Origin of the sequence: Lederbergia citrisecunda (genome assembly GCF_018343695.1) — a bacterium.
In the GTDB taxonomy this organism is placed as follows: domain Bacteria; phylum Bacillota; class Bacilli; order Bacillales; family Bacillaceae_C; genus Lederbergia; species Lederbergia citrisecunda.
This window is the reverse complement of record NZ_JAGYPJ010000001.1, coordinates 4,117,789-4,138,939: the sequence shown is the minus strand read 5'-3', so window position 1 is coordinate 4,138,939 and position 21,151 is coordinate 4,117,789. Positions and strand designations below refer to the sequence as shown.

Annotated in this window: 18 protein-coding genes; 5 read left to right on the top strand and 13 right to left on the bottom strand. The window is 37.4% G+C overall.

Annotation, left to right across the window (positions count from 1 at the left end; genetic code table 11):
• Nucleotide 1 precedes the first annotated feature (1 nt).
• The 9 genes from KHA93_RS20350 to KHA93_RS20310 form a co-directional block, all read right to left on the bottom strand.
• On the bottom strand, nt 2–2,629 hold the full coding sequence (locus tag KHA93_RS20350) for a DUF5696 domain-containing protein (protein WP_213112385.1): 2,628 nt from the start codon (nt 2,627–2,629) through the stop codon (nt 2–4).
• A gap of 15 nt (nt 2,630–2,644) precedes the next feature.
• A complete protein-coding gene (locus tag KHA93_RS20345; protein ID WP_349772325.1) occupies nt 2,645–3,271 on the bottom strand; it encodes a Yip1 family protein in 627 nt (208 codons plus the stop codon).
• Nucleotides 3,255–4,715, bottom strand: coding sequence for an NHL repeat-containing protein (locus KHA93_RS20340; RefSeq protein ID WP_213112383.1), 1,461 nt, complete (start codon nt 4,713–4,715; stop codon nt 3,255–3,257). The genes KHA93_RS20345 and KHA93_RS20340 overlap by 17 nt, the downstream gene beginning before the upstream one ends.
• A gap of 15 nt (nt 4,716–4,730) precedes the next feature.
• The gene (locus KHA93_RS20335) at nt 4,731–5,600 is read right to left on the bottom strand and encodes a carbohydrate ABC transporter permease (RefSeq protein WP_213112382.1); all 870 of its coding nucleotides are present in this window, start codon (nt 5,598–5,600) and stop codon (nt 4,731–4,733) included.
• A gap of 3 nt (nt 5,601–5,603) precedes the next feature.
• Nucleotides 5,604–6,551, bottom strand: coding sequence for a carbohydrate ABC transporter permease (locus KHA93_RS20330; RefSeq protein ID WP_213112381.1), 948 nt, complete (start codon nt 6,549–6,551; stop codon nt 5,604–5,606).
• Nucleotides 6,552–6,596: 45 nt separating this feature from the next.
• A complete protein-coding gene (locus KHA93_RS20325; protein WP_213112380.1) occupies nt 6,597–9,530 on the bottom strand; it encodes an extracellular solute-binding protein in 2,934 nt (977 codons plus the stop codon).
• 162 nt (nt 9,531–9,692) lie between these two features.
• Nucleotides 9,693–11,024, bottom strand: a complete 1,332-nt coding sequence (locus KHA93_RS20320) for an extracellular solute-binding protein (protein ID WP_213112379.1) — start codon at nt 11,022–11,024, stop codon at nt 9,693–9,695.
• A 586-nt stretch (nt 11,025–11,610) separates the two neighbouring features.
• Nucleotides 11,611–12,924, bottom strand: coding sequence for a 6-phospho-beta-glucosidase (locus KHA93_RS20315; RefSeq protein ID WP_213112378.1), 1,314 nt, complete (start codon nt 12,922–12,924; stop codon nt 11,611–11,613).
• On the bottom strand, nt 12,921–13,907 hold the full coding sequence (locus KHA93_RS20310) for an N-acetylglucosamine kinase (protein WP_213112377.1): 987 nt from the start codon (nt 13,905–13,907) through the stop codon (nt 12,921–12,923). Before KHA93_RS20310 ends, KHA93_RS20315 begins: the two co-directional genes overlap by 4 nt.
• A 261-nt stretch (nt 13,908–14,168) precedes the next feature.
• Here KHA93_RS20310 and KHA93_RS20305 point away from each other — a divergent pair, with 261 nt between their 5' ends.
• The 4 genes from KHA93_RS20305 to KHA93_RS20290 all read left to right on the top strand — a co-directional run bounded on the left by KHA93_RS20305 (nt 14,169) and on the right by KHA93_RS20290 (nt 17,329).
• Entirely contained in the window at nt 14,169–14,915 is a 747-nt protein-coding gene (locus KHA93_RS20305) for a GntR family transcriptional regulator (protein ID WP_213112376.1), read from the top strand.
• Nucleotides 14,916–15,131: 216 nt separating this feature from the next.
• Nucleotides 15,132–15,902 carry a transporter substrate-binding domain-containing protein gene (locus KHA93_RS20300; RefSeq protein WP_213112375.1) on the top strand — a complete coding sequence of 257 codons (771 nt, stop codon included), beginning with the start codon at nt 15,132–15,134 and terminating at the stop codon, nt 15,900–15,902.
• Between the two features lie 40 nt (nt 15,903–15,942).
• Nucleotides 15,943–16,605, top strand: coding sequence for an amino acid ABC transporter permease (locus KHA93_RS20295; protein WP_213112374.1), 663 nt, complete (start codon nt 15,943–15,945; stop codon nt 16,603–16,605).
• 1 nt (nt 16,606) lies between these two features.
• Entirely contained in the window at nt 16,607–17,329 is a 723-nt protein-coding gene (locus KHA93_RS20290; RefSeq protein WP_213112373.1) for an amino acid ABC transporter ATP-binding protein, read from the top strand.
• A 718-nt stretch (nt 17,330–18,047) separates the two neighbouring features.
• Here KHA93_RS20290 and KHA93_RS20285 read toward each other — a convergent pair.
• From KHA93_RS20285 to KHA93_RS20270, 4 genes are all read right to left on the bottom strand, one after another.
• Nucleotides 18,048–19,043, bottom strand: a complete 996-nt coding sequence (locus tag KHA93_RS20285) for a nuclease-related domain-containing protein (protein ID WP_213112372.1) — start codon at nt 19,041–19,043, stop codon at nt 18,048–18,050.
• 106 nt (nt 19,044–19,149) lie between these two features.
• Complete coding sequence (locus tag KHA93_RS20280; RefSeq protein WP_213112371.1) at nt 19,150–19,437, bottom strand: hypothetical protein; 288 nt, start codon at nt 19,435–19,437, stop codon at nt 19,150–19,152.
• Nucleotides 19,438–19,442: 5 nt separating this feature from the next.
• Complete coding sequence (locus KHA93_RS20275) at nt 19,443–19,835, bottom strand: SHOCT-like domain-containing protein (RefSeq protein ID WP_213113056.1); 393 nt, start codon at nt 19,833–19,835, stop codon at nt 19,443–19,445.
• A 15-nt stretch (nt 19,836–19,850) separates the two neighbouring features.
• Nucleotides 19,851–20,213 carry a DUF2089 domain-containing protein gene (locus KHA93_RS20270; protein ID WP_213112370.1) on the bottom strand — a complete coding sequence of 121 codons (363 nt, stop codon included), beginning with the start codon at nt 20,211–20,213 and terminating at the stop codon, nt 19,851–19,853.
• Nucleotides 20,214–20,402: 189 nt separating this feature from the next.
• On the opposite strand from KHA93_RS20270, the gene KHA93_RS20265 reads away from it, so the two are divergent.
• A complete protein-coding gene (locus KHA93_RS20265; RefSeq protein ID WP_213112369.1) occupies nt 20,403–21,143 on the top strand; it encodes a TIGR00266 family protein in 741 nt (246 codons plus the stop codon).
• Nucleotides 21,144–21,151 lie beyond the last annotated feature (8 nt).

Below are 21,151 nucleotides of genomic sequence, written 5' to 3'. Positions count from 1 at the left end.
TTTATTCCCCCTGTCTAATCTTATAGCTCTCAGCTTCAATGGTTACGCCATCTATTACTGCAGCCTGTCCGTTGTAATTGACAATGACTGAATAGTCATTTCCGTATGTTGTCTCATAAACGCCATTAGCAAGTTCCTTATGCGATGTAATAGGTTTTGTCCTAACATCCTTTAACACTTCATTAACTTCGTTATACATATTTATTGCCTCTTCCATCCACAATTCATAGTGGGCTGAATATAAATGGTTAAACTCCGAATCTTTAATGATGGAAGGCTCTTTATAAAACATACTAAAATAAACATTAGATCCAGTCTCTAGTGCCTTAAGTATATTCTTTTGTACATTTTGATCATCGCTTATGTTCACCGGACTTCCCGCATAATCAATATATCCATGGATAGCCATTTGATAGAATGGAACGCTATGATCTGTAATATTAAATCCACTGCTCGATAATGGTGCATCCAAAATAGACTTGGCATATGGAAATAGAACTGCATTACCACCTTCAGCTAGTATGTCAGGGAACTTTTTCGCTAATTTACTTATTTGTTCTTCCGCTATTTCTTTTGCTTGCTGGCGGTTAATGACGTTCTTTTCTCGATAATCTCCATGAATTTGTTCACCTAAATCTCTAAGTGATAAACTGTTAATATTTAACTTCTCATAGTCTGAAGTGAAACCATCGATATAGCTTGGAAGTTTTTTAGGTGATAATAAATAATGTGAAGTTCGATTTTGGTTCATCTGATCCTGTCTAAAAGTGGCTAAATCCATTGGATAGATTTCAGCAACTTTTCTCGTAATAAATCTTGACGCATCTCTCGTAGGACTGAACCCAATCGTATTACGATAAACGTTTGAAAAGGCAACATCGGGATAGAAATCAATGTTTTTCTTCTCAAGGAATTCCGAAAACTCCTTAAATCCTTTTTTGCCACCTATTTTACGATCTATGTGAACACTAGAAGGAATCTTATGATTTACACCTTCATTAAACCAACCTGTATATCGGACTTTTAAATTATTAATATTAGCATCTACCAATTCCGAAACTATTTTTTCAGCCTCACTAAATGTCGTTAAAGGTACTAATGATTTATATGGAATTCCAAGGACCGTTTTTCTTTTCCAAATTGATCCCGTTATTTCAAGGTAAAAAGGGGTGTTATCATCTTCGATTAATGGTTCTAGCTGATACTTATCAATTAAATAATTTTGATAATACCCGGCCATCCCAGCGTAATTTGCTTCGTCGCCATCCAAAAATGAATAGAGTATTGTGATATCCTCTTTGAACTCACCTTTTTGAATCAAGAATACAGTGTTGGAACGATCTCTTCCCGAAAGTGTAATCTCACCCGATTCCTTAAGGGTATATGTACTGAATATGGAATTATATGAGTTCACTCGACCTGATACATCCGCTTCAATGGAAGCAACAGCATCACCTTTTTCAATAATTCCGAAAAATGCATGATCTCCCTGCTTCATACCAAAAACGGGAAGTTTAATCGTTTCGCTTACAAGATTATTCCATCTCTCCAGAACCGCTTTATCTTTCCCATAAATCGGTGCTTTAAAGGGTTGATAATCAAACTTACCATTATTTAAATCGATTAAAGCTCCTGAGCCATCAGGAACAAATATATACCCCTCTGTACTGTTATTAGCGGCTCCGAAAAAAGGCAATACCTGGATTTCATTAATAGGATATTGAGGGTTAAAATCCAGTTCGCTACCATCAATGTTAACTCTTAAGCTATTACCTTCAAGCTGAATAATTAATGGGACTGTAAAGAAAGGGAAGTTTTGCTCCTCTCCTTCCTCCTCTCCATGCTCGGCTTTATCTTCAGCCAAGTCTTCCTCTGTATAGCCGATCTCTTCCAACAATTTTACAGCTCTAGCTAGAATTACCTTAGAAAAGGATGCATCCCTTCGCTCATATACATTTTCTTCCTTAATATATTTATAGCGTTTGGCAAAATCTTTTCTAACCTTCTCGTCTTCAATTTTGTCTAAAATCAAAGATTCGAATCTCTCTTTACTTATTTTTTTTGGTAACTGTTCAAGTCCTTTTGAAGCATTTCCGAAGTTATACGTTATTTTTATACCATTCTCAATCTTCTCAAATTCGAATTGCTCTTTCGATACACTATCTTTATAGCTGTCTACGAGAGTTGTCTGCCCATTCGGATTGAAGTAGTTTATAGCCAATTGAGCATTTAATAAGCCTTTATTTTCAGCAGCTGCAAGCGTATCATTTTCGCGGTCAGCTGGATTTGAAAACCAAGTCATTCCATTCTTTTTTTCTTTTACCGCAAATTCAGCATTAGCTTCATTAAAAAATAATTCAAGCTTATCAGTAGAAGTTACTAATTTCATATCGTCTATTCCGTTTGCGCCTATTGGATGAGAAATAATCGTAGCTTCTTCCGGTTTTTCTTCCGCAGAGTCTGCTTCAGTTGTTTTGACATCTGTACTATCTACATCTGTTGTTTCCAGTTCACTTACTTCTGCTTCTGTTGTGTCGGATTCTTCTGTATTCGCAAGAACAGATGGATTCATCCCACCTAACAATAGAATTATGCACAAGATGCTAATGATTTTTAGCGTCCGGGACATATCTTTACCTCCCTTCTAGAACCGATAAATAATTTCTCTGTAGATTGTTTCTACAAATGTCATGAGTTGTTGGAGTAAACTGAAGAAAAGTAAACCTAAAAAAATGATTACTCCCATTACGATTGCTGTCAGAATAAAGGTGGCGATTGTTTTACTTACAGAATACTGGTGAACGGTCATTACCCCAACAAACAGCAAACCAAGAAACCAAAACATCGCTGCTGATTCTAATAAAAAGAATAGTGGTGCTTCCTCAAATGTAATGAAATTACTAATGATTGTAGTCACTCCATAAATGACTACCATCGGAATCAGTGAATAGGCGGTTACTGTAATAATTTCTACGAACTTCCCTTCACCGTCCATCAAAGTTGTAATTGCCCAGTTCGCGACACAAAAGAGAAAGAATGGCAATATAATATAAATTAGCTCGTCTAAGCTGTTTAATGTATTTGGATTACTGAAATTTACAACAAAACCGGTATATTGCCGTTTCAAAATAGCAATGATCGTTAATAGTAAAAGAATGGACAAAGCAATCTTAGTTCTTCCTTTTCCTTCATACTTAACATCCCAGAAACCTTTAAATGGATGGATGCTTACGTAGAAAGGATATTTAATTAATTCATTCCACAACAGCATTCGCCCTCCTTCTTCGTACCTTTATAAAGAATCTATATCCGAAGTATAATAACGGTAACAGGACGATAGCACCCATGACAAAACCAAAGTTCTCACGCATTACTTCCTGCCTATAGCGTTTAAATGCCTTTGAAAAATATTTTTTGCTATTTCCATTTTTAAAATAGGTCATGGCTTCCTTGTTTTTTCCATCCATTAAGAGCGCTTTTCCAATTCCTACATATGCCACTTCATAATTGGCATCCAGACGTAATACTTTTTTCCAGTATTCAGCAGCTTCATTGTCATTCCCAAGGTGATAGTGCTTTACTGCTTGGTTAACATTTGATCCGAATTCAGTCGGTTTAAACACAACTAAATTATGAAAACCTTTATCTAGTACTAAAATATCTTCATCCACCCTGGCAATTGCTGTAGGTGTTTTAAACGTACCTACTTGGTTACCTGTTTTCCCGAAAATATAGAGAAGGTTACCATCTTCATCATATGTAAAGATTCTGCCCCTTCTTAAATCAAGCCCACTATACATTCCATATTCATTTACACTTATATCAACGAACGATGAGCCACCCGCCATAACTCCCCTTTGCGGAAAATAAATATCACCAACAACATTGTGGTAACCATCTTTCCGGATTACGTCTGTCCCGGTTGGATTCAGCCTTTGCAGTGGGGTAGTTGTATTTTTTTCAGAGTTCGTTGTGTAGATAAACCCTTCTTCATCAAGATCAAGATTGTTATATTCTATCGGGATGAATAGGGACATCTTTGCCTTTTGTTCTTTCGTTGCTAATAATCTCCAAAAATAATCAATGGGTTTAAATTTCACTTTATTCGCGCCTGTAAATCCAGTGAAATTTCCGTCTGAATCAAATTCAATGATGCCATCATATATTCCTCTACCAATCACGTAAATCCGCTGTGCTTTATCAACAGCAATTTTGATTGGATGATATTCAAAGTTTTTACGAATAACATCAGATTCAGGAGGACCAATTTCTCTTACAAAATTCCCATCCCCAGTTAGTTCTATTACCCTTTGATTTCCCGTATCCGCTATATAAATTCGATTTTCATCTGTTACAAATATACCTTGGGGCAGATTAAAGCTGTCAGACTGGTTACCATTATGGAATTCTTTAATCTCAGACACGAACTCATAATTTTTATCCAAGATAACGATCCTGTTATTTCCTGTATCTAATATATATATTTTGTCTTTTGTTACATACAGATCGTCTGGTGCATTAAATACTCCAAAATTAGAATCCCGTCCATCAATAACCATGTCAGGAAGATATGGGACTGCAGCTGGCTCCGATTTTTTCCAATAAGAAAAATTGTATCCGTCATATGGTGCATCAGCAGAAGCAGAAGGTACTACGAATGCCGCAAGCAACAACAATATTGTAATTGAACAAATAGTTCTTGAAATAAGCTTCATATCTCTTCCGCCCCCTTAGTCTTTCATTCCAGAAGAAGACATTGTTTGGATAATGCTAGATTGCGAGAATAAAAAGACTGTGATAGGAACCGACATAAGAAGTAAGGCTACTGCTGCTGCAGCTCCCGCCCTTGCAATTCCACCTTGGATGATTTGCCCCATCGCATAATGCATTGTTTTCAATTCCTCGCTGTAAATAAAATTCCCGCCATCCGTTCCCCACAACTGTTGGAAGAGAAGAATCATTAACGTTAACCAAGCTGGCTTAACCATGGGCATCACGATTGTCCAAAATATACGATATTCGCTTGCCCCATCAATTCTTGCGGCTTCAAGTAACGTATCAGGTATTTGCTCCATAAATTGTTTCATTAAATACAGTCCGAGCGAAAAGGCGAAGGATGGAACAATGATTGACCAATACGTATCCACCCACCCAAGTGCAGCCATTGTCATATAGTTAGGAATCGCTGTAACATGAGGTGAGAACATTAATGACAATATGACGATATGAAACAAAAAATTAGAGCCCGGAAATTTATGTTTTGCCAGCGGGTAGGCTGCGGCTGCGGCGAAAATAATGTGGCCGGCAGTTCCAATAATCGTGATGAAAAATGTGTTAAAAACGTATCTCGTAAACGGAACCCAAGAGTTTGCCATTAAATTGAATAAATCGATAAAATTATTAATTGTCGGATTTCTTACGAAAAATCTTGGTGGGAATAGAAATATTTCATCCAATGGCTTAAAAGCGTTATTGATCGTATAAATTAATGGCAGTGCCATAAAGGAACCAAATAATCCAAGGAATAACAAGAGCATGAGGGTAACGAACCATGAACGATTCAACTTCTTTTTTCTTTTTAAAGGTAATGCAAATGCCATCGGCTATTCACCCACCTTTCGCAATAACTTTTGTGTTACCAAGTTTGTCGTCATCATTATGATGAAAAGGATCGTTGCAATAGACGATGCGTAACCCATCTCAAAACGAATGGTCCCATAATCTATTAAGTGTGTCACAATTGTATGTGCCGCATATTGAACACTCGGGAACCCTGCAAGAGCCATCGATACATCCGCTACCGCAAACGAAGTAGTAATTTGGATAACCGCTCCAAACAATAATTGCGGTTTCATGGACGGAAGTGTAATATACCAAAGCTCTTGCCAACGATTTCTAATACCATCAATTGCCGCCGCTTCATACAATGTTCTGTCAATCGTTTGTAATCCTGCAATAAATGCCAAGAAACTAGTACCTAAGCTAAGCCATAACTGTACAAGCATGACAATGGCAAGCACATATTTAGGATCTTGCAGCCACTGAATCGGCTCATAAACTAAGCCAATTTTCATTAAAAATCCGTTCGCATAACCATATGTGTCACCCGAAAAAATGATTAGCCAAATGAAATAAATATTACCCGAAATAGAGGGGGCAAAGAATATCAAAGTCATAAACGCCCTAATTTTAGGTGGAAATTCATTGATTAACCAGGCAAACACAAAACAAGCAACATAACTGACTGGACCTGTGATGGCCGCAAATAAAATCGTGTTCTTTAAAGAAATTAAAAATACATCATCTTCCAGGAATAGTCTCGCATAGTTATCCCATCCGACCCAGCGTGGAAACTCCAGCATATTAAAGTAAGTAAAGCTGATACCAATTGAAATTAAGACCGGAAGAATCGTAAACAAAAAGAATAATATAAAGTAAGGTGCCATCAAGATATATGAATGTTTATGCAAGTCTAAATTCCGTTTCACTCTTTGAAAGAATGACGGCTTCTTTACAGGAAACTGCTGTATTCCTGCAATGGGGCTTGCCATAGCGGTTTCTGATTGCTTTGTTTCTGGTAAAATGGTGTCCCCCTCCTATTCCAGCGGCAGGTTAAACTCTTTCCTCTTTACACGGATTTCATCATTAATATAAATAATGAAATCATTCAATGCTTCACGAGGATTTGTGCCGTTATTTACTACTTCCCTGAATGCATTATCCAAATGTCGACCTGTAAAATATCCTCCCGGTACTTCAGGTACTCCTTGTACCCATTGCCATTGTTCTTCAAGCTGCATGTAATCCTTTACAGGCCATGGAAGTTCTTTTAATCCTTCAATATTAGCTGTTGGATACCTAGCAGCTGCACCCATCAAACCTTCCATTTCTCTACCAAAACGGACTTGCACATCCTTGCTAGTCCACCATTTTAAAAATTCCCATGAAGCATCTTTATTTTTAGATTGCTCCATAATAATGGCAGATGTCCCCATACTGCTAACCTCTCTTCTAATACTTCCATCCTTCTGAACAGTTCCAGGAATTGGAACAAACTCCCATAAACCTCTTATTTCCGGCGCTGATACTGAAAGATGATTATAAAACGTATAATCAGCAATTCCGAGTGGCATTTCCCCTGTTCTAAATCTGTTAGGGAAATCAAATTTCAATGGCAGTTTATAGTTCGTATATAAACTTGTCCAATCTTTAAAAGCTTCCATCGATATCTCAGAATCCAGATCACTTGATGTATCATTATTCCGATATAGCTCTCCATCCTTCTGGAATAACATCATTGTAAAAGCTTGGTTTGGAATCAAGTTTTGTACCTCTCCTGGGAATTGAGGGTCCTGTACGAGTGGTAATGCAATATCCATATGATTTTTCTGTAAAGCAGGAATAATCTTATATAGATCTTCCCATGTTTGCGGAACTTCCAAGCCTAGTTCCTCGAAGATGTCTTTTCTGTAAAACAACATATTAAATATTTGTTGTTCCGGTAAGGCAAATACTCCACCATTAAAACGATACGGGAGAATAGCGCTTTCTCTAAACCTTGGAGTGATTTCTTCAAAATCTGGAAATTGGGATAAATCAGCTACTGCATTACGCATAGCATAGTTAACAGGGATTTCATTTCCAACTTGCATCGCCACATCCGGGCCTTGCCCTGCCAAAGTTGCAGGAAGAAGCACATCCATTTGTACAAGCTTTAAATTCACATTAATATTTTTTTCAGGGGTAAAAGTATCATCGATCATCGCCTTTAAGACTTGCGCCTGATCTCGCCCTGTTCCAATCCAGACTGTGATTGTATCAGCATCAGCATCTTCTGACACATTTCCGATACTGTTATAATCCTCAATAAAGGAATAAAAGAAGCTGCCAATTTCATGTACTGCTTTATGGATAAAAGAAGAATCCGCTTTTGGCATTTTTTTGTTAGGAGCACTAAGTACAAAGTAATCGATTTCCAGTGGCTGTTCTCTTACTGTTAATATCCATGTACCTAATCCGCCGACATTGATTTTATATGTATCCAGCCTTCTTTGAATCGTATCTGGGCGATTGACGAAGTCTTCCAACTGGTATGCCATTGTTTTCAAAATAGCTGTTTGATCACTTGTTTCACCCGTTACTCTCGCTAGTTCATCTGCTACTTCGTTAAGCACCTTGCTTTGACGAGCAAAAATCTCCATCATTTCAGGAACATTTTTATTTAATTGATAGTCCCTATACGGATCTGGCACAGCTCCAGTTACCATTAGAATTTTTCTGTAAATATAGTTTAGTTCTAAAACGCTCTCCTCCACCGTGCGAAGCAATGGGGCAATTTCACCGAGCGTAACTTCCAATTTTATTTCATGTGTTCCTTTTGGTAAGTAATATAAATATGGATCATCCCCACCAAGCACTTCTAATTCCCAGCCATTATGATAATAAAATGGGATATTTTCCATTTCCTTAAATGGAACTTCCCCGTCAATGAATAACTTTCGGGCTGAAAAGATACCTCTTAACGTATTTTGCTTATATTTCACACCGAGTTTATACAAGCCATCTTCAGGCACTTCAACATTCCATGAAATCCATTGGCCCGGCCATCTCCAATTATGACCGCCAATCGTATTCATCCTAATTTTCGAAATATCATAAGGCTCTGTCGAAGGGCTTGATCGGTCATTAATAGGATACAGAGTTGGTGCCGATTTTAAAGAAGCATCTTGTCCCTGAAACTTTATTTGAACACCTTCAGCCTCTGAATAACCCATTTTTTCATATTCTGCTTTTACCTCTTCATAAGTAGGAACGCCCTTCACTTGATATAGTTTTATAAAATCGATCACCATTGGCTCTCTTGAAGACACAAAGGTAATTGTATTTTTTCCTTTTTTAAAATAAAACGAATACGGTTCTGTATAATATCCTTCGCTATCTCTTATATCTACTTCCATCCATATTGGATTTTCCACTTGACGCGGTGTTAAATCATTCCCACGGTTATCACGTTCTATTTCATCCAACTCATTTTTCCAAGTCCGTGGAAAAGTTAAAGTAGCTGCACCTTGGAATGGCAATTCACCATTTATTAAGAGTTCCCTTTCGATAGAAGAGCTTTTTCCCTCTATAGGAAAATACTTTAATGAAATATTGTATAAACCTTCTTCTTGGACATCAAATTCCCAAGTAATGGATCCAGTCTCATCCGTTTTAACTACCTGGCCCTTAGCCCCTTCAAAATTGGTTAATATTTCGGAATTCATATCATCTGTATTAATAAAGTCTTCTCCCTGTATGAGGGTTTCAGTTTGAGGTTTTGGTAGATGCCCATATGTTTCTATGTAATTCGAATATAAATCTTTGCGAATAAATCTATCGTTTACTTCAAGATTTTCTTCCGTTTCAGACTGGGCGAATGCTTTGTGGCTAGAAGGAGATAGATCACCATGTAAACTAACTCCAGAGAAGAACAAGAGAAATGCTGCTGACACTAAAAGTAACTTTTTTATAGTTTGGTGATTGAACATTCAAACCACCTCCTTTATTTATGAACGAAAGCGTAAGTTATAAAAAGAAAGATAAATTCCAATCTTGGAATAAGAAATCCCCGCTAACATCTCATTAGACGGGAATTTCTGTTCCACTAAATTGAAGACTTTGGCAAATTGCTTGCCAGTTCCCCTTTATTTCTATTCCTTGCCCATAAACGCATCTACACGCGCTTGAGCCTCTGATTTAACTTTGGCAATGGCCTGAGATGGTGACTCTTCACCTGAACCTATACTGCCAAATGTTCCCCAGAATGCATCATAAAGATCATACGCAGACCAGTAGTTTACATTAATCTTTTCAAGCATTTGTGTTGCTGTATCAATAGACCCTTCATTCGGAAGTACGTTTTCGAACCACTCGATTACGCCATCTTGTCCAATCTCCCAAAGTTGCATATCTTCCCAGATTTTATATACAACTTCTGGATCTTTAACACCTTTAGGAATGACCATACCACCTGTGTTAGAAACAATAGTCGAATAATCAGATGCTTTTGGTCCTTTTGGCCAGAAAACATATCCCCAATCAAACGGAGCTTCTAATCGTCCTTCAGCTTCCCAAACCCAACCTTGAGTCATCCCTACCAAGCCTTCAGAGAAATACTGGCGAGGATCATCCCAAGTACTTCCCTCATTTGGCTTAACAACTTTATGTTCATTAATAAGAGAGGCCATAAATTCTAGACCTTCCATTGCATTAGGAGAATCCATTACAATTTCTCCAGAATCCGTATCTAGGATTTTAGCGTCGTTTGTAGCAATGGAATATTCAGCTAATAAGTTTGGATCTCCACTCATGCCAAAATTTGAACCTGTTGTAAGCTTCTTAGCTGCATCTAGCATAGCGTCCCAAGTCCATTCACCCTTCTCTTGCAACTCATATGGATCAGGAAGACCAGCTTGCTCAAACATTGTTTTGTTGTAGAACATGCCACCGCTTTCATTTACTTCATTTCTAAACAAATAGAGCTTTCCATTAAAAATCCCTAAGTCTTTCATTGCTTGATTCATTTTCGTCTCTGACACATCCATAAGATCATCCAATGCATAAAGATAATCTTGTTGGACTAGTTGAGCAGTTTGGTTACTATCGATTCCGATTATATCTCCCATCGGCTCTTGAGCTAAAATAGAAGCTGTCAGTTGATTTATCTTCTCTTCCCAAGGGACTACAGTCCATTCAATCTTTACATTATATTTTTCTTCAATATCGTGCCATCTTGCTACTGCCATATCACCAGTTTCGGTACCCTCTTGTGGTGTCATATCCCAGTGATTGACAATACGAATGACACGACCGCCTAAATCATACGTCTCTTCTTCTTCCACTGGTTCTTCTTCTTTAGCTGGTGGATCATCTTCCTTTACAGGATCACTTGCATTACCACCTGTTTCTTTACCACCGCTACATGCAGAAAGAAGTAATACGAAAATTAACATGAGCAGAAAAGAAAGTTTCTTTGCTTTCAAAATTGACCCCTCCTTATTAAAATAATTTAATATAATGCCATATTTGGTGCCAAAATCCTCATATCACCTCCTTAATTTGGTATTACAACATAAATATTTAAATATTATAATAATTATGCCAAAAGAGGTAGCGAATCGAGATTAAGTAATGTAAACCCTTTCTTTTTACTTTAAAAAATAAAGTAATTAGTCAGAAATTACCTTATATCTTATTATCTGTTAATCTAAAAAATAGAAAGCCCTTTCATTATTCATAATATTATTCAAACTTTTCTACTACGTAAATGGAATATTGCTAGTTTATATGTTATTTTGCTAGTAAATTTCAGATAATTATTCATTTTTATTATAAAATTTGACTATCATTATTTTTCCAAAACACTAAATATGATGTTTATTGTCGATTAATATTTATTTTTTTGCTAAGTAAACTATTAAGTACTAAATAAACCAATCATGATCAACATTTTTGTCCCTTTAGCCACAAGATAATAACCAACATATTTACTTGTCCCATACAATAGAAATCTACTTATAAACATAAAAAACAACCCGCAGAGAGAGTTTCCACGGATTGTTATAAACATTATTTATTAAATTGAGGTAAATAACCTTTGTTCGCTTCCAAAATTTCATCCAATAGAGTTTTTGCTAAGGCTGCAGTACCAACTAGCGGATGAATCGTTAACGCTTGAAGAGCTTTTTCGTAATCGCCATGAACTCCAGCTTCGACAGTTAATTCTTCGTAAGCTTTAACTACTTGCAGCAATCCTCTAATTTGTGGAGTCATTTCTGCTTGCAATTGAACCGGATGTGCACCTTGAGAGTCAATTACACAGTTAATTTCTATAGAAGCATCGTCTGGCAAGCAGGAGATTGCTCCATTGTTACGGACGTTAACTGTTTGAATATCACCTTTGTTTAGATAAATCGAACTCATAAGATTCAGTGCAGCTTCTGAATAGTAAGCTCCACCGCGTTCTTGTAATTGTGGCGGCTTAATAGCAAGCTCAGGGTCTTTGTAAAGTTCGAACAATTCGGCTTCGACTCTTTTTACGACATCTGCGCGAGTACCATTCTTTTCTACTGATTCTAATTGCTCTTGCAGCATTTCATCTTTCATATAATAGTAGCGATGGTAGCCACAAGGTAATGCTCCTAAAGATTGAAGGAATTCTTTATCCCATCCAAAATCAGGAATGTTTTTCATTGTTACACCTTTAGCTTCAGACACTTTTGATAGCACTTCATTTGTGATATCATTGCCATCCACCACAATTCTAGTAGTCCAGTTAAGATGGTTAATCCCCATCATTTCAATGTATACTTTGTCTAGCTCAACATCACATAATCTAGCAATTTGCATTCTTGTACCGATTGGCAAGTTACATAGACCAATTGATTTTACATTCGTATATTTAATTACAGCTTCTGTCACAATACCCGCTGGATTTGTAAAGTTAAATAGATATGCATTTGGAGCTAATTCTTCAATATCTTTACAAATATCTAGAATAACAGGAATTGTACGAAGCGCCTTAGCAAATCCGCCTGCACCTGTTGTTTCTTGACCGATCACATTATGTTTGAGCGGGATATGCTCATCACGCTTACGTGCGTCAAGCAAACCAACACGAAGCTGAGTTGTAACAAAGTCTGCATCCTTAATCGCTTCTCTTCGGTCAAAAGTTAGTTTTACATCGATTGGAACTCCTGCTTTTTCAACCATTCTTTTAGCAAGCGCGCCAACGATCTCTAGTTTGTGTCTTCCTTCTTCAATATCAACTAAATAAAGTTCTCTTACTGGCATTTCATCATATCTTTTAATAAAACCTTCAACGATTTCTGGTGTATAGGAGGAACCTCCTCCAATAACAGCCACTTTTAAAGCTTTTTTCATTCTTCATAGCCTCCATACGAATTAAATTTTTCATATATATCATCTGTAGCGTTGATACCTAAATGATCAATCCCTAATAAAACAGATCCATAAACCGGTTCCATCTTCGGTATAACTAACTCAGTTTGCTTTTGATGATCCGCTTCTATTGTTTTACGCAGAGCTTCAAGCAAATATTTATTCTGCCCCTTTTGAACAATACTTCCTGTTAACACAATCGGAATCGGTTGATCAAGTTCCCCGAGATTTTTTATAACGGCACTAGCTGCCAAACCTAATTCCTTGCCCATCATTTCCATGAGATTGATTGCTAATGGATCACCCTCGTCAGCTGCTTCGTGGAGAATAAGGGCAAGATCATTTGGGACATGGTAAATGTCATTATCGAGGAAATGGTTATATACCTCTTCCATATTGTTGAATCCGAAGTATTTTGATACTTTTTCCGTTAATACTGATGGCTGTTCCCGTTGTTCCCAAGAACGCATAGCTGCCCGAAACGTCTCTTGAGCCATTGCCGATCCGCCAGCATAATCACCAAAAAAGTAACCAAATCCACCTATTTGGACTTGTTTCGCTTCTTTGTTTCTACCTGCTGCGTTTGTCCCTGTTCCACATACTAATACGACACCAGTAAAGTTTTTAGAACCGATCCGTAAACCTTCCATCGTGTCACAAACGAGACCCCAATTTTCAAACGGAATTCTTTTTAAACCAGACTCAATAATGGCGATATCTTTTGGCCTATCAGCACCTGCAAGGCCATATTGAACAAAATCAATATCCTTGTAATCAAGTCCGGCAGACTTCAATGCGGCTTCAATAGATGCTGTGATATTTTCAACTGCCTTATCAATCCCTACAGTTTGATAATTTCCACCGCCTCCACCAGATACCCCTTTTCCAAGCAAATTTCCATGTTCATCGGAAATGACGGTAAATGTCTTACTACCTCCACCGTCCACACCCATAATGATTGGCATTCTCATCCCCCTCAACCGAATTCGTTTGTTTTGATAGCGTTTTCTTTAATGCGAAAAAACACGTATGCATTAACGACAGATGATATTTTATACACAAAAAATTGTTACTATCATTAATTTACACTTGTTATAACAAATAGTCAATAATAAAAATTCCTATATCTTTTGCAAAAATATACGATTATAATAGATTTTAATCCGATTATAACGAAACATTTTATTTGTTATGACCATAATAGAAAGAAGATGGGAGGAGTATTCATGGATTCTGTTAAAGAGCAGCCAGCACTATATAACATCGTTAAAAATAAAATTCTTGATCAAATCAAAGCAGGCAAATTCAAAGTTGGCGATAAGCTTCCGACTGAAATGGAATTATGTGAGGAATATAGCGTTAGTCGTACAACCGTAAGAATCGCTCTGCAGCAACTAGCCCTTGAAGGAAGAATTCACAGAATTCAAGGTAAAGGGACATTTGTATCCAAACCAAAAATTCAAACATCTTTATCCACTACTGAAAAAGGATTTGCTAGTCAATTAATTGAACAAGGCTATAAACCAAAAACAGACATTCTTGATCTTAGAGTTATTCCCGCTGATCAAACACTTGCCATACATTTACAAATAAATGAAGATGATCCTGTTACGCGATTAACTCGCATCCGCTACGCTAATGATGAGCCGCTTTTTTATTCCATTTCATATATTCCATGGAAATTTGCTCCGGGATTAGTAAATGATGAAGAAGGATGCAAAAGTTCATTGTTTCAACTTTTACAAGAAAAATATAACGTTGAAGTTCATAAAACGATCGAAACCATTGAACCAATCCTTGCAAATGAGACGGTAAGTGAGTATCTAGGCATTTCTGAAGGATCACCCGTTTTTTCATTAGAAACCGTTACCTATAATGAAGATTTGAAACCTATTGAGTTTTCAGATTCTGTATTTAGGGGCGATCGTTCTAAGTTTACAATCGAACGTTTTTATACAGCTCTGGATATATAGTTATATTGTAATAAATATTAACGCAAAAGTAAGCTGAAAACGTTATCATTTATAGAGACTTTCCTATTAAGGAAGGGCTCTTTTTTTGTGATAACAGATGAAATGCGTATCAAATGATCTATTTCCGCGATTACCTTGTCGAATAAAGGGTAAAGTAGAATGTCTAAAAATAGAAAAACATAGGAGGAATCTATTATTTTTAAGAAAACGATCGTTATGTTTTTAGTGTTTATGATGCTTTTAGTCCCGCTAACCGCATGTGGGAGCAGTTCTAAGTCAAGCGGTGATGTAAAGAAGTATACAGTCGCAACGGATTCGAACTTCAAACCCTTTGAATATCTAAATCCGATAACTGGAGAATTAGAAGGATTTGATATCGATATAATTAAAGAAATTGCGAAAAGAGCAGAATTTGAAGTTGAGTTTGAGACAATGGATTTTGATGGCTTGCTCGCTGGAATGCAATCTGGTCGTTACCCAATTGGAGTTGCAGGTATGTCCATAACCGAAAAACGGAAAGAATCAATAGATTTTTCAATTCCGTATTATGACTCTGGGTTAATCTTAATGGTTCCGGAAAATAGTAATATACAATCTATTGATGATGTAAGTAGGAAGAAAATCGGCTCCCGTCAAGGCTCTACAAGTCAAACGTATTTAAAAGAATTTACTTCAGCGAAAGTAGAAGCGTTTCCCGAAATTGTAACAGCTTATCTGGATGTAAAGGAAGGCCGGCTTGACGGCGCTCTCTATGACTTGCCAAACGTGAAGAATTATATTGCTACAGAGGGAGAAAACAAATTAAAAACAGTCGGAGAAGTACTACAAGGTGAATCGTACGGTATAGCTTTTTCAAAAGGGTCCGAGATCGTTGATGATGCGAACAAAGCCTTACAAAGTATGATTGATGACGGCACATATGCAGAGCTTTTTGAAAAATACTTTGGAGAACCACCTGCCGACAAATGGCTCGGAAAAGAACATTAAGAGGAAAACAATTCATTTAGCAAAGGGAGAGATTTATTGAATGATAAATACTTTTATCGAAAGTCATTATATGCAAAGTCTACCCTTCCTCTTAAAAGGATTGGTGTGGACGATACTGATTACGGTGATTGGCCTCATTTTGGGATTTATCATTGGGGCACTCGTTGGACTCGGAAGACTTTCAAATAAGAAATTTATCCGTATGATTTGTACCGTTTATGTCGAAGTGATCCGCGGGACTCCTATCCTTGTACAGGTTTTGTTCATTTACTTAGGATTAACTGAACAAGTTATCGGGGTGAATATTGATAAAGTGACCGCCTCTATCATTGCAATTTCTATTAATGCGGGGGCGTATATAGCTGAAATTGTTCGAGGAGCTGTCGATTCAATTGATAAAGGTCAGCATGAAGCTGGAAGATCGATTGGACTATCAAAAAAGCAAACGATGCGCTATATCATATGGCCTCAAGCTTTTAAACGCATGATCCCCCCATTAGGAAACCAATTTATTATTAGTTTAAAAGATACATCCCTCTTTTCCGTCATTGCAGTAGGAGAGCTTTTATACATGGGTAAGCAATATTACAACGTTACCTATACACCTTTCCAAACATTAACGATGGTTTGTGTCCTTTATTTAATTATAACGATACCAACCTCATATTTTTTAAGAAGACTAGAAAGGAAGATGGTTGTCTAGTATGATCACTGTGAAAAATTTGCATAAATACTTTGGTGACCTAGAAGTATTGAAAGGAATCAATGCCGAAATTGAAGAAAATGAAGTAGTTTGCGTCATCGGTCCATCCGGGTCTGGGAAAAGCACCTTTCTCCGTTGTTTGAATTTGCTCGAGGATATAACCTCAGGAGATGTCATCATCGACGAAGAAAATCTTACCTGCGATAAAGTGGACATTAACCGTTTGCGTTCTCAAGTCGGCATGGTGTTCCAGCACTTTAATCTATTTCCACATATGACCGTGTTAGAAAATATCACATTGGGACCTATTAAAGTAAAGGGCGTGTCTAGGGAAGAAGCGAAACGAGAAGCCTTGCCCTTACTGGAAAAAGTCGGGTTGTCAGATAAAGCGGATGATTTTCCACTGAGTTTGTCGGGCGGCCAAAAACAACGAGTAGCCATAGCCCGATCACTGGCCATGAACCCGAAAGTGATGTTATTCGACGAACCGACATCAGCCCTCGATCCAGAACTCGTCGGCGATGTCCTCCAAGTCATGAAAGAATTAGCGGGAGAAGGAATGACGATGGTCGTCGTGACTCACGAGATGGGATTCGCCCGCGAAGTCGGCGACCGAGTAATCTTTATGGACGAAGGAATAGTAATGGAAGAAGGATGCCCCGAACAAATTTTTGATCGACCCGAAAATCCGCGGACCCAAGAGTTTTTGAGTAAGATTTTGTAGTGTATATTAAAAATATGAGAGAATACCGCCTTTCCATTTGGTGAGAGGCGGTTTTTTCAATGCTTTTTTATAAATACCGAGAATCGCGATGCTATTAGATTTTTTGCAATTATATTAGACGTTTGGAGTACTCTATTAGATGTTTCGCTTTTCTATTAGACGTTTTGAGTACTCTATTAGATGTTTCGCTTTTCTATTAGACGTTTGGAGTACTCTATTAGATGGTTCGCTTTTCTATTAGACGTTTGGAGTACTCTATTAGATGTTTCCCTTTTCTATTAGACGTTTGGAGTACTCTATTAGATGTTTTGCAATTCTATTAGACGTTTTGTGTACTCTATTAGATGTTTTGCCATTCTATTAGACGTTTTGAGTACTCTATTAGATGTTTCACCATTCTATTAGACGTTTTGAGTACTCTATTTGATGTTTTGCCATTCTATTAGACGTTTTGAGAACGCTATTTGATGTTTCGCCATTCTATTAGACGTTTGGAGAACTCTATTTGATGTTTCGCCATTCTATTAGACGTTTGGAGAACTCTATTTGATGTTTCGCCATTCTATTAGACGTTTGGAGAACTCTATTTGATGTTTCGCTTTTCTATTAGACGTTTGGAGAACTCTATTAGATGTTTCGCTTTTCTTATATGTTTAGGCCGCTCTATTCTTTGCGATTCTATAGTTTTAAAGTTTACCTTCATTACACTGGATCATCCCTATTCATCAAGATCCCGCAGCTTCCGAAGGTCATTTAGATTCAATTCATATACTCTATGTCGTCGGTCACCTTTATACGTTAAATTTAGCGATTTTAGTATTTTGGAGGCCACATGCACAGAAGGTATCCCAACAAAATCCCTAAACTTACCATTTGTAGTTTTAGAATCCACAAGAAGAATATAGTCGATCAATGCATTAATAAGTCCATGTTTTTCTTCACCACTACAAATATTGCAAACCCAGGAATGCCCTTTTCTTTCAACGGATAAACGACTACATGCATGACAATACATCCCCCGTAAAAGTTCGTTCTCACGTATTTGAAATCTCTCCATTACATTAGGCCTATCGGGTGTGTGCAGTTTTAACAACAGACGAGTTATTTTCTGTATGTCTTTTTTATCTAAAATCGGATTACGGAATTTATGGCTGACCATTTCTAAATTAGTTCTAATGGCAGCTGGGCGTATGACTTTTTGGGAAACCGCGGGATAATGGGGATTCGGTTTGATGATGGAATTTGGGTTGGTGATCACTACAAAGGAGGGATTCGGCACTTGGGGTATAGAATGTTTCTCCAACAAAGCGGATAAAAAATACTGTTGATTTTCTGCTTGAAGAATCGGATTGGGGAATATGTCTACCTTGTCATCCAATATTCTTTCCAACTGATTTGGATCGAAAAACAGTTCACCTAGAATGTTCTTTCCTTCTAGAATGACGAAAAAGCTTAGACTGATTATTAGGGTGTCTATTTGAAAACATTTTTCAGCTGCAAGCGGAAGACGTAAATCATGAAAAACAACATATTTTCCACCGTCGAGAAGACTCTCGACATAGTAATCTAGGCTCTGCTCTCCACGATATCCAGCCCATCGTCTGGATAATTCGTCTACGATGTCACTCCTTTTTGGATGATTTTGCGGTAGTCTCCTTAACAATGCCTCAAGCATAAAAATAATAATTGGAATGATTCGTTTTTTCTTAATCAATTCATCACCTCAAAAATGATAGTATGATACGTCTTCTACAATACTTCTATTTCCCCTCTTTTTATAAAATAATAAAGGCATCCCGCACCTCGGAATGCCCCTGCACCTATAACCTAACAACCACTTCGGTCCCATCCTTTTCTTTCACTTCAACGATTGTTAACCCGCGATATCGTTTGATTTCTCTCAATAAATGCCTAACCGCTTTTCGATCAATTGAGGTTGGAATAAAGGATTGCGCTGTTTGGTCTACGTTTTTCTGGATAATAGTGTTATTTACAAATTTCCAAAGCATAGGTGAAGATGCAACCCACCCGCCAGCTTGTAAAAGCGCATACGGTAAAGGAACTGTGAATTCTTTCTTGTCTTTAAGTTTTACTTTGACTTTTAACATGGCAATCACTCAATAACTACAGAGACTTTTTCGCCCTTCGAACTCTCTACATCAACAATTTGACCTGACAATTCATTTTCAATGGCCTCTACTATTAAGTCTACATCAATAACGTCGATATCTTTAACGTACTTTGCGGATTCAGGTATAGCAGAAGCAATGCTAAGGCCCGTTTTTAAAGCGACTTTGATTAGACGCAATGGCAAGTTTACGTTTACTTTATCGCCTTCCTCAGACATAACGCGAATTTTTAACATTTTATCAAGGTAGTTCGATCCTTTAATTGTAGCTGGAGTAGTATCTTTTTCCTTTAACGCTTGGATTAATTCACTTGCTTCATCTGAGTCAAGCTTTCCTTCTTGAACCATCGTAAGTACTTTTGTAATTTCTTCTTTCATCATCCAGTTCCTCCTTTAATTTCCCTTTATTATTTTTAATGCTTCATCAGGAGAGATTTCCCCTCTTTCAAGCATTGTAATTACTTTCTTTTCATCTACTTCACTTTTCTTTTCGGCGTACCCCAGTGCAGAAACGATTTCGTTCAACTTCCCGCGTACAGTCGGATAGGATACTCCCAATTCTTTTTCAACTTCTTTAATATTTCCGCGAGTTTTGAGGAATATTTCTATAAAAAATAGCTGTTCTTGACTAAGAGTTGCCAACTTAGATAGCTCAAATTCATTTTCAATCGTTGTATGGCAATGCGTACATTGCAATTTTGTAATCTTTAACGCTTCGCTGCAAACAGGGCAATTCGTGATAATTGGGTAAGCCATATTCTTCTCCTCTCTTAATGTTATTAACATCATATTACACGAAATTAAAAATGTAAATAATATTTATTAAAAATATTAATGTTTTAATTAAAATAATTAATTTTTCTTCAGTTTTTAATTAAATAAATTGATTTATTGAATCTTTTTTATGCAACAATCCGTACTCTTACTTAAAGGATGGTGGAATAGATGACTAATCACGAGATTGATTACGAAATCTTTGGCGACGATATGCAATTTGTCGAGGTTGAGCTTGACCCTGGCGAAACGGTTGTCGCAGAAGCTGGTAGTTTAATGATGATGGATGATGGCATAAGAATGGAGACTGTTTTCGGGGATGGATCCAATGAAGGAAATGGATTCATGGGAAAATTAATGGGGGCTGGAAGAAGACTTTTAACTGGTGAAAGTCTCTTCATGACAATGTTTACAAACGATAGTATAGGTAAAAAACACGTTTCGTTCGCTTCACCATATCCTGGAAAAATCATCCCTATGGATTTAAGTGGATTGGGCGGAAAAATCATTTGTCAAAAGGATTCCTTTCTCGCTGCGGCAAAAGGGGTTTCGGTCGGAATCGCCTTTCAACGCAAACTCGGCGCAGGCTTTTTCGGTGGTGAAGGTTTCATCATGCAGAAGCTTGAAGGCGATGGCATGACGTTCGTTCATGCAGGAGGAACGATTCATAAAAAAGTTTTAGGTCCAGGTGAGATTTTAAAAGTGGATACAGGCTGTCTCGTAGCGATGACGGGAGAAGTTGATTACAATATTGAAATGGTTCGCGGTGTAAAAACTGCTCTATTTGGTGGCGAAGGACTATTTTTTGCGACACTTCGCGGTCCAGGAACAGTTTGGATCCAATCTCTTCCATTCTCGAGACTTGCAAGCCGTGTTTATGCAGCAATGTCAGGTGTAGGTTCGAAAGATTAAGAAGTCTA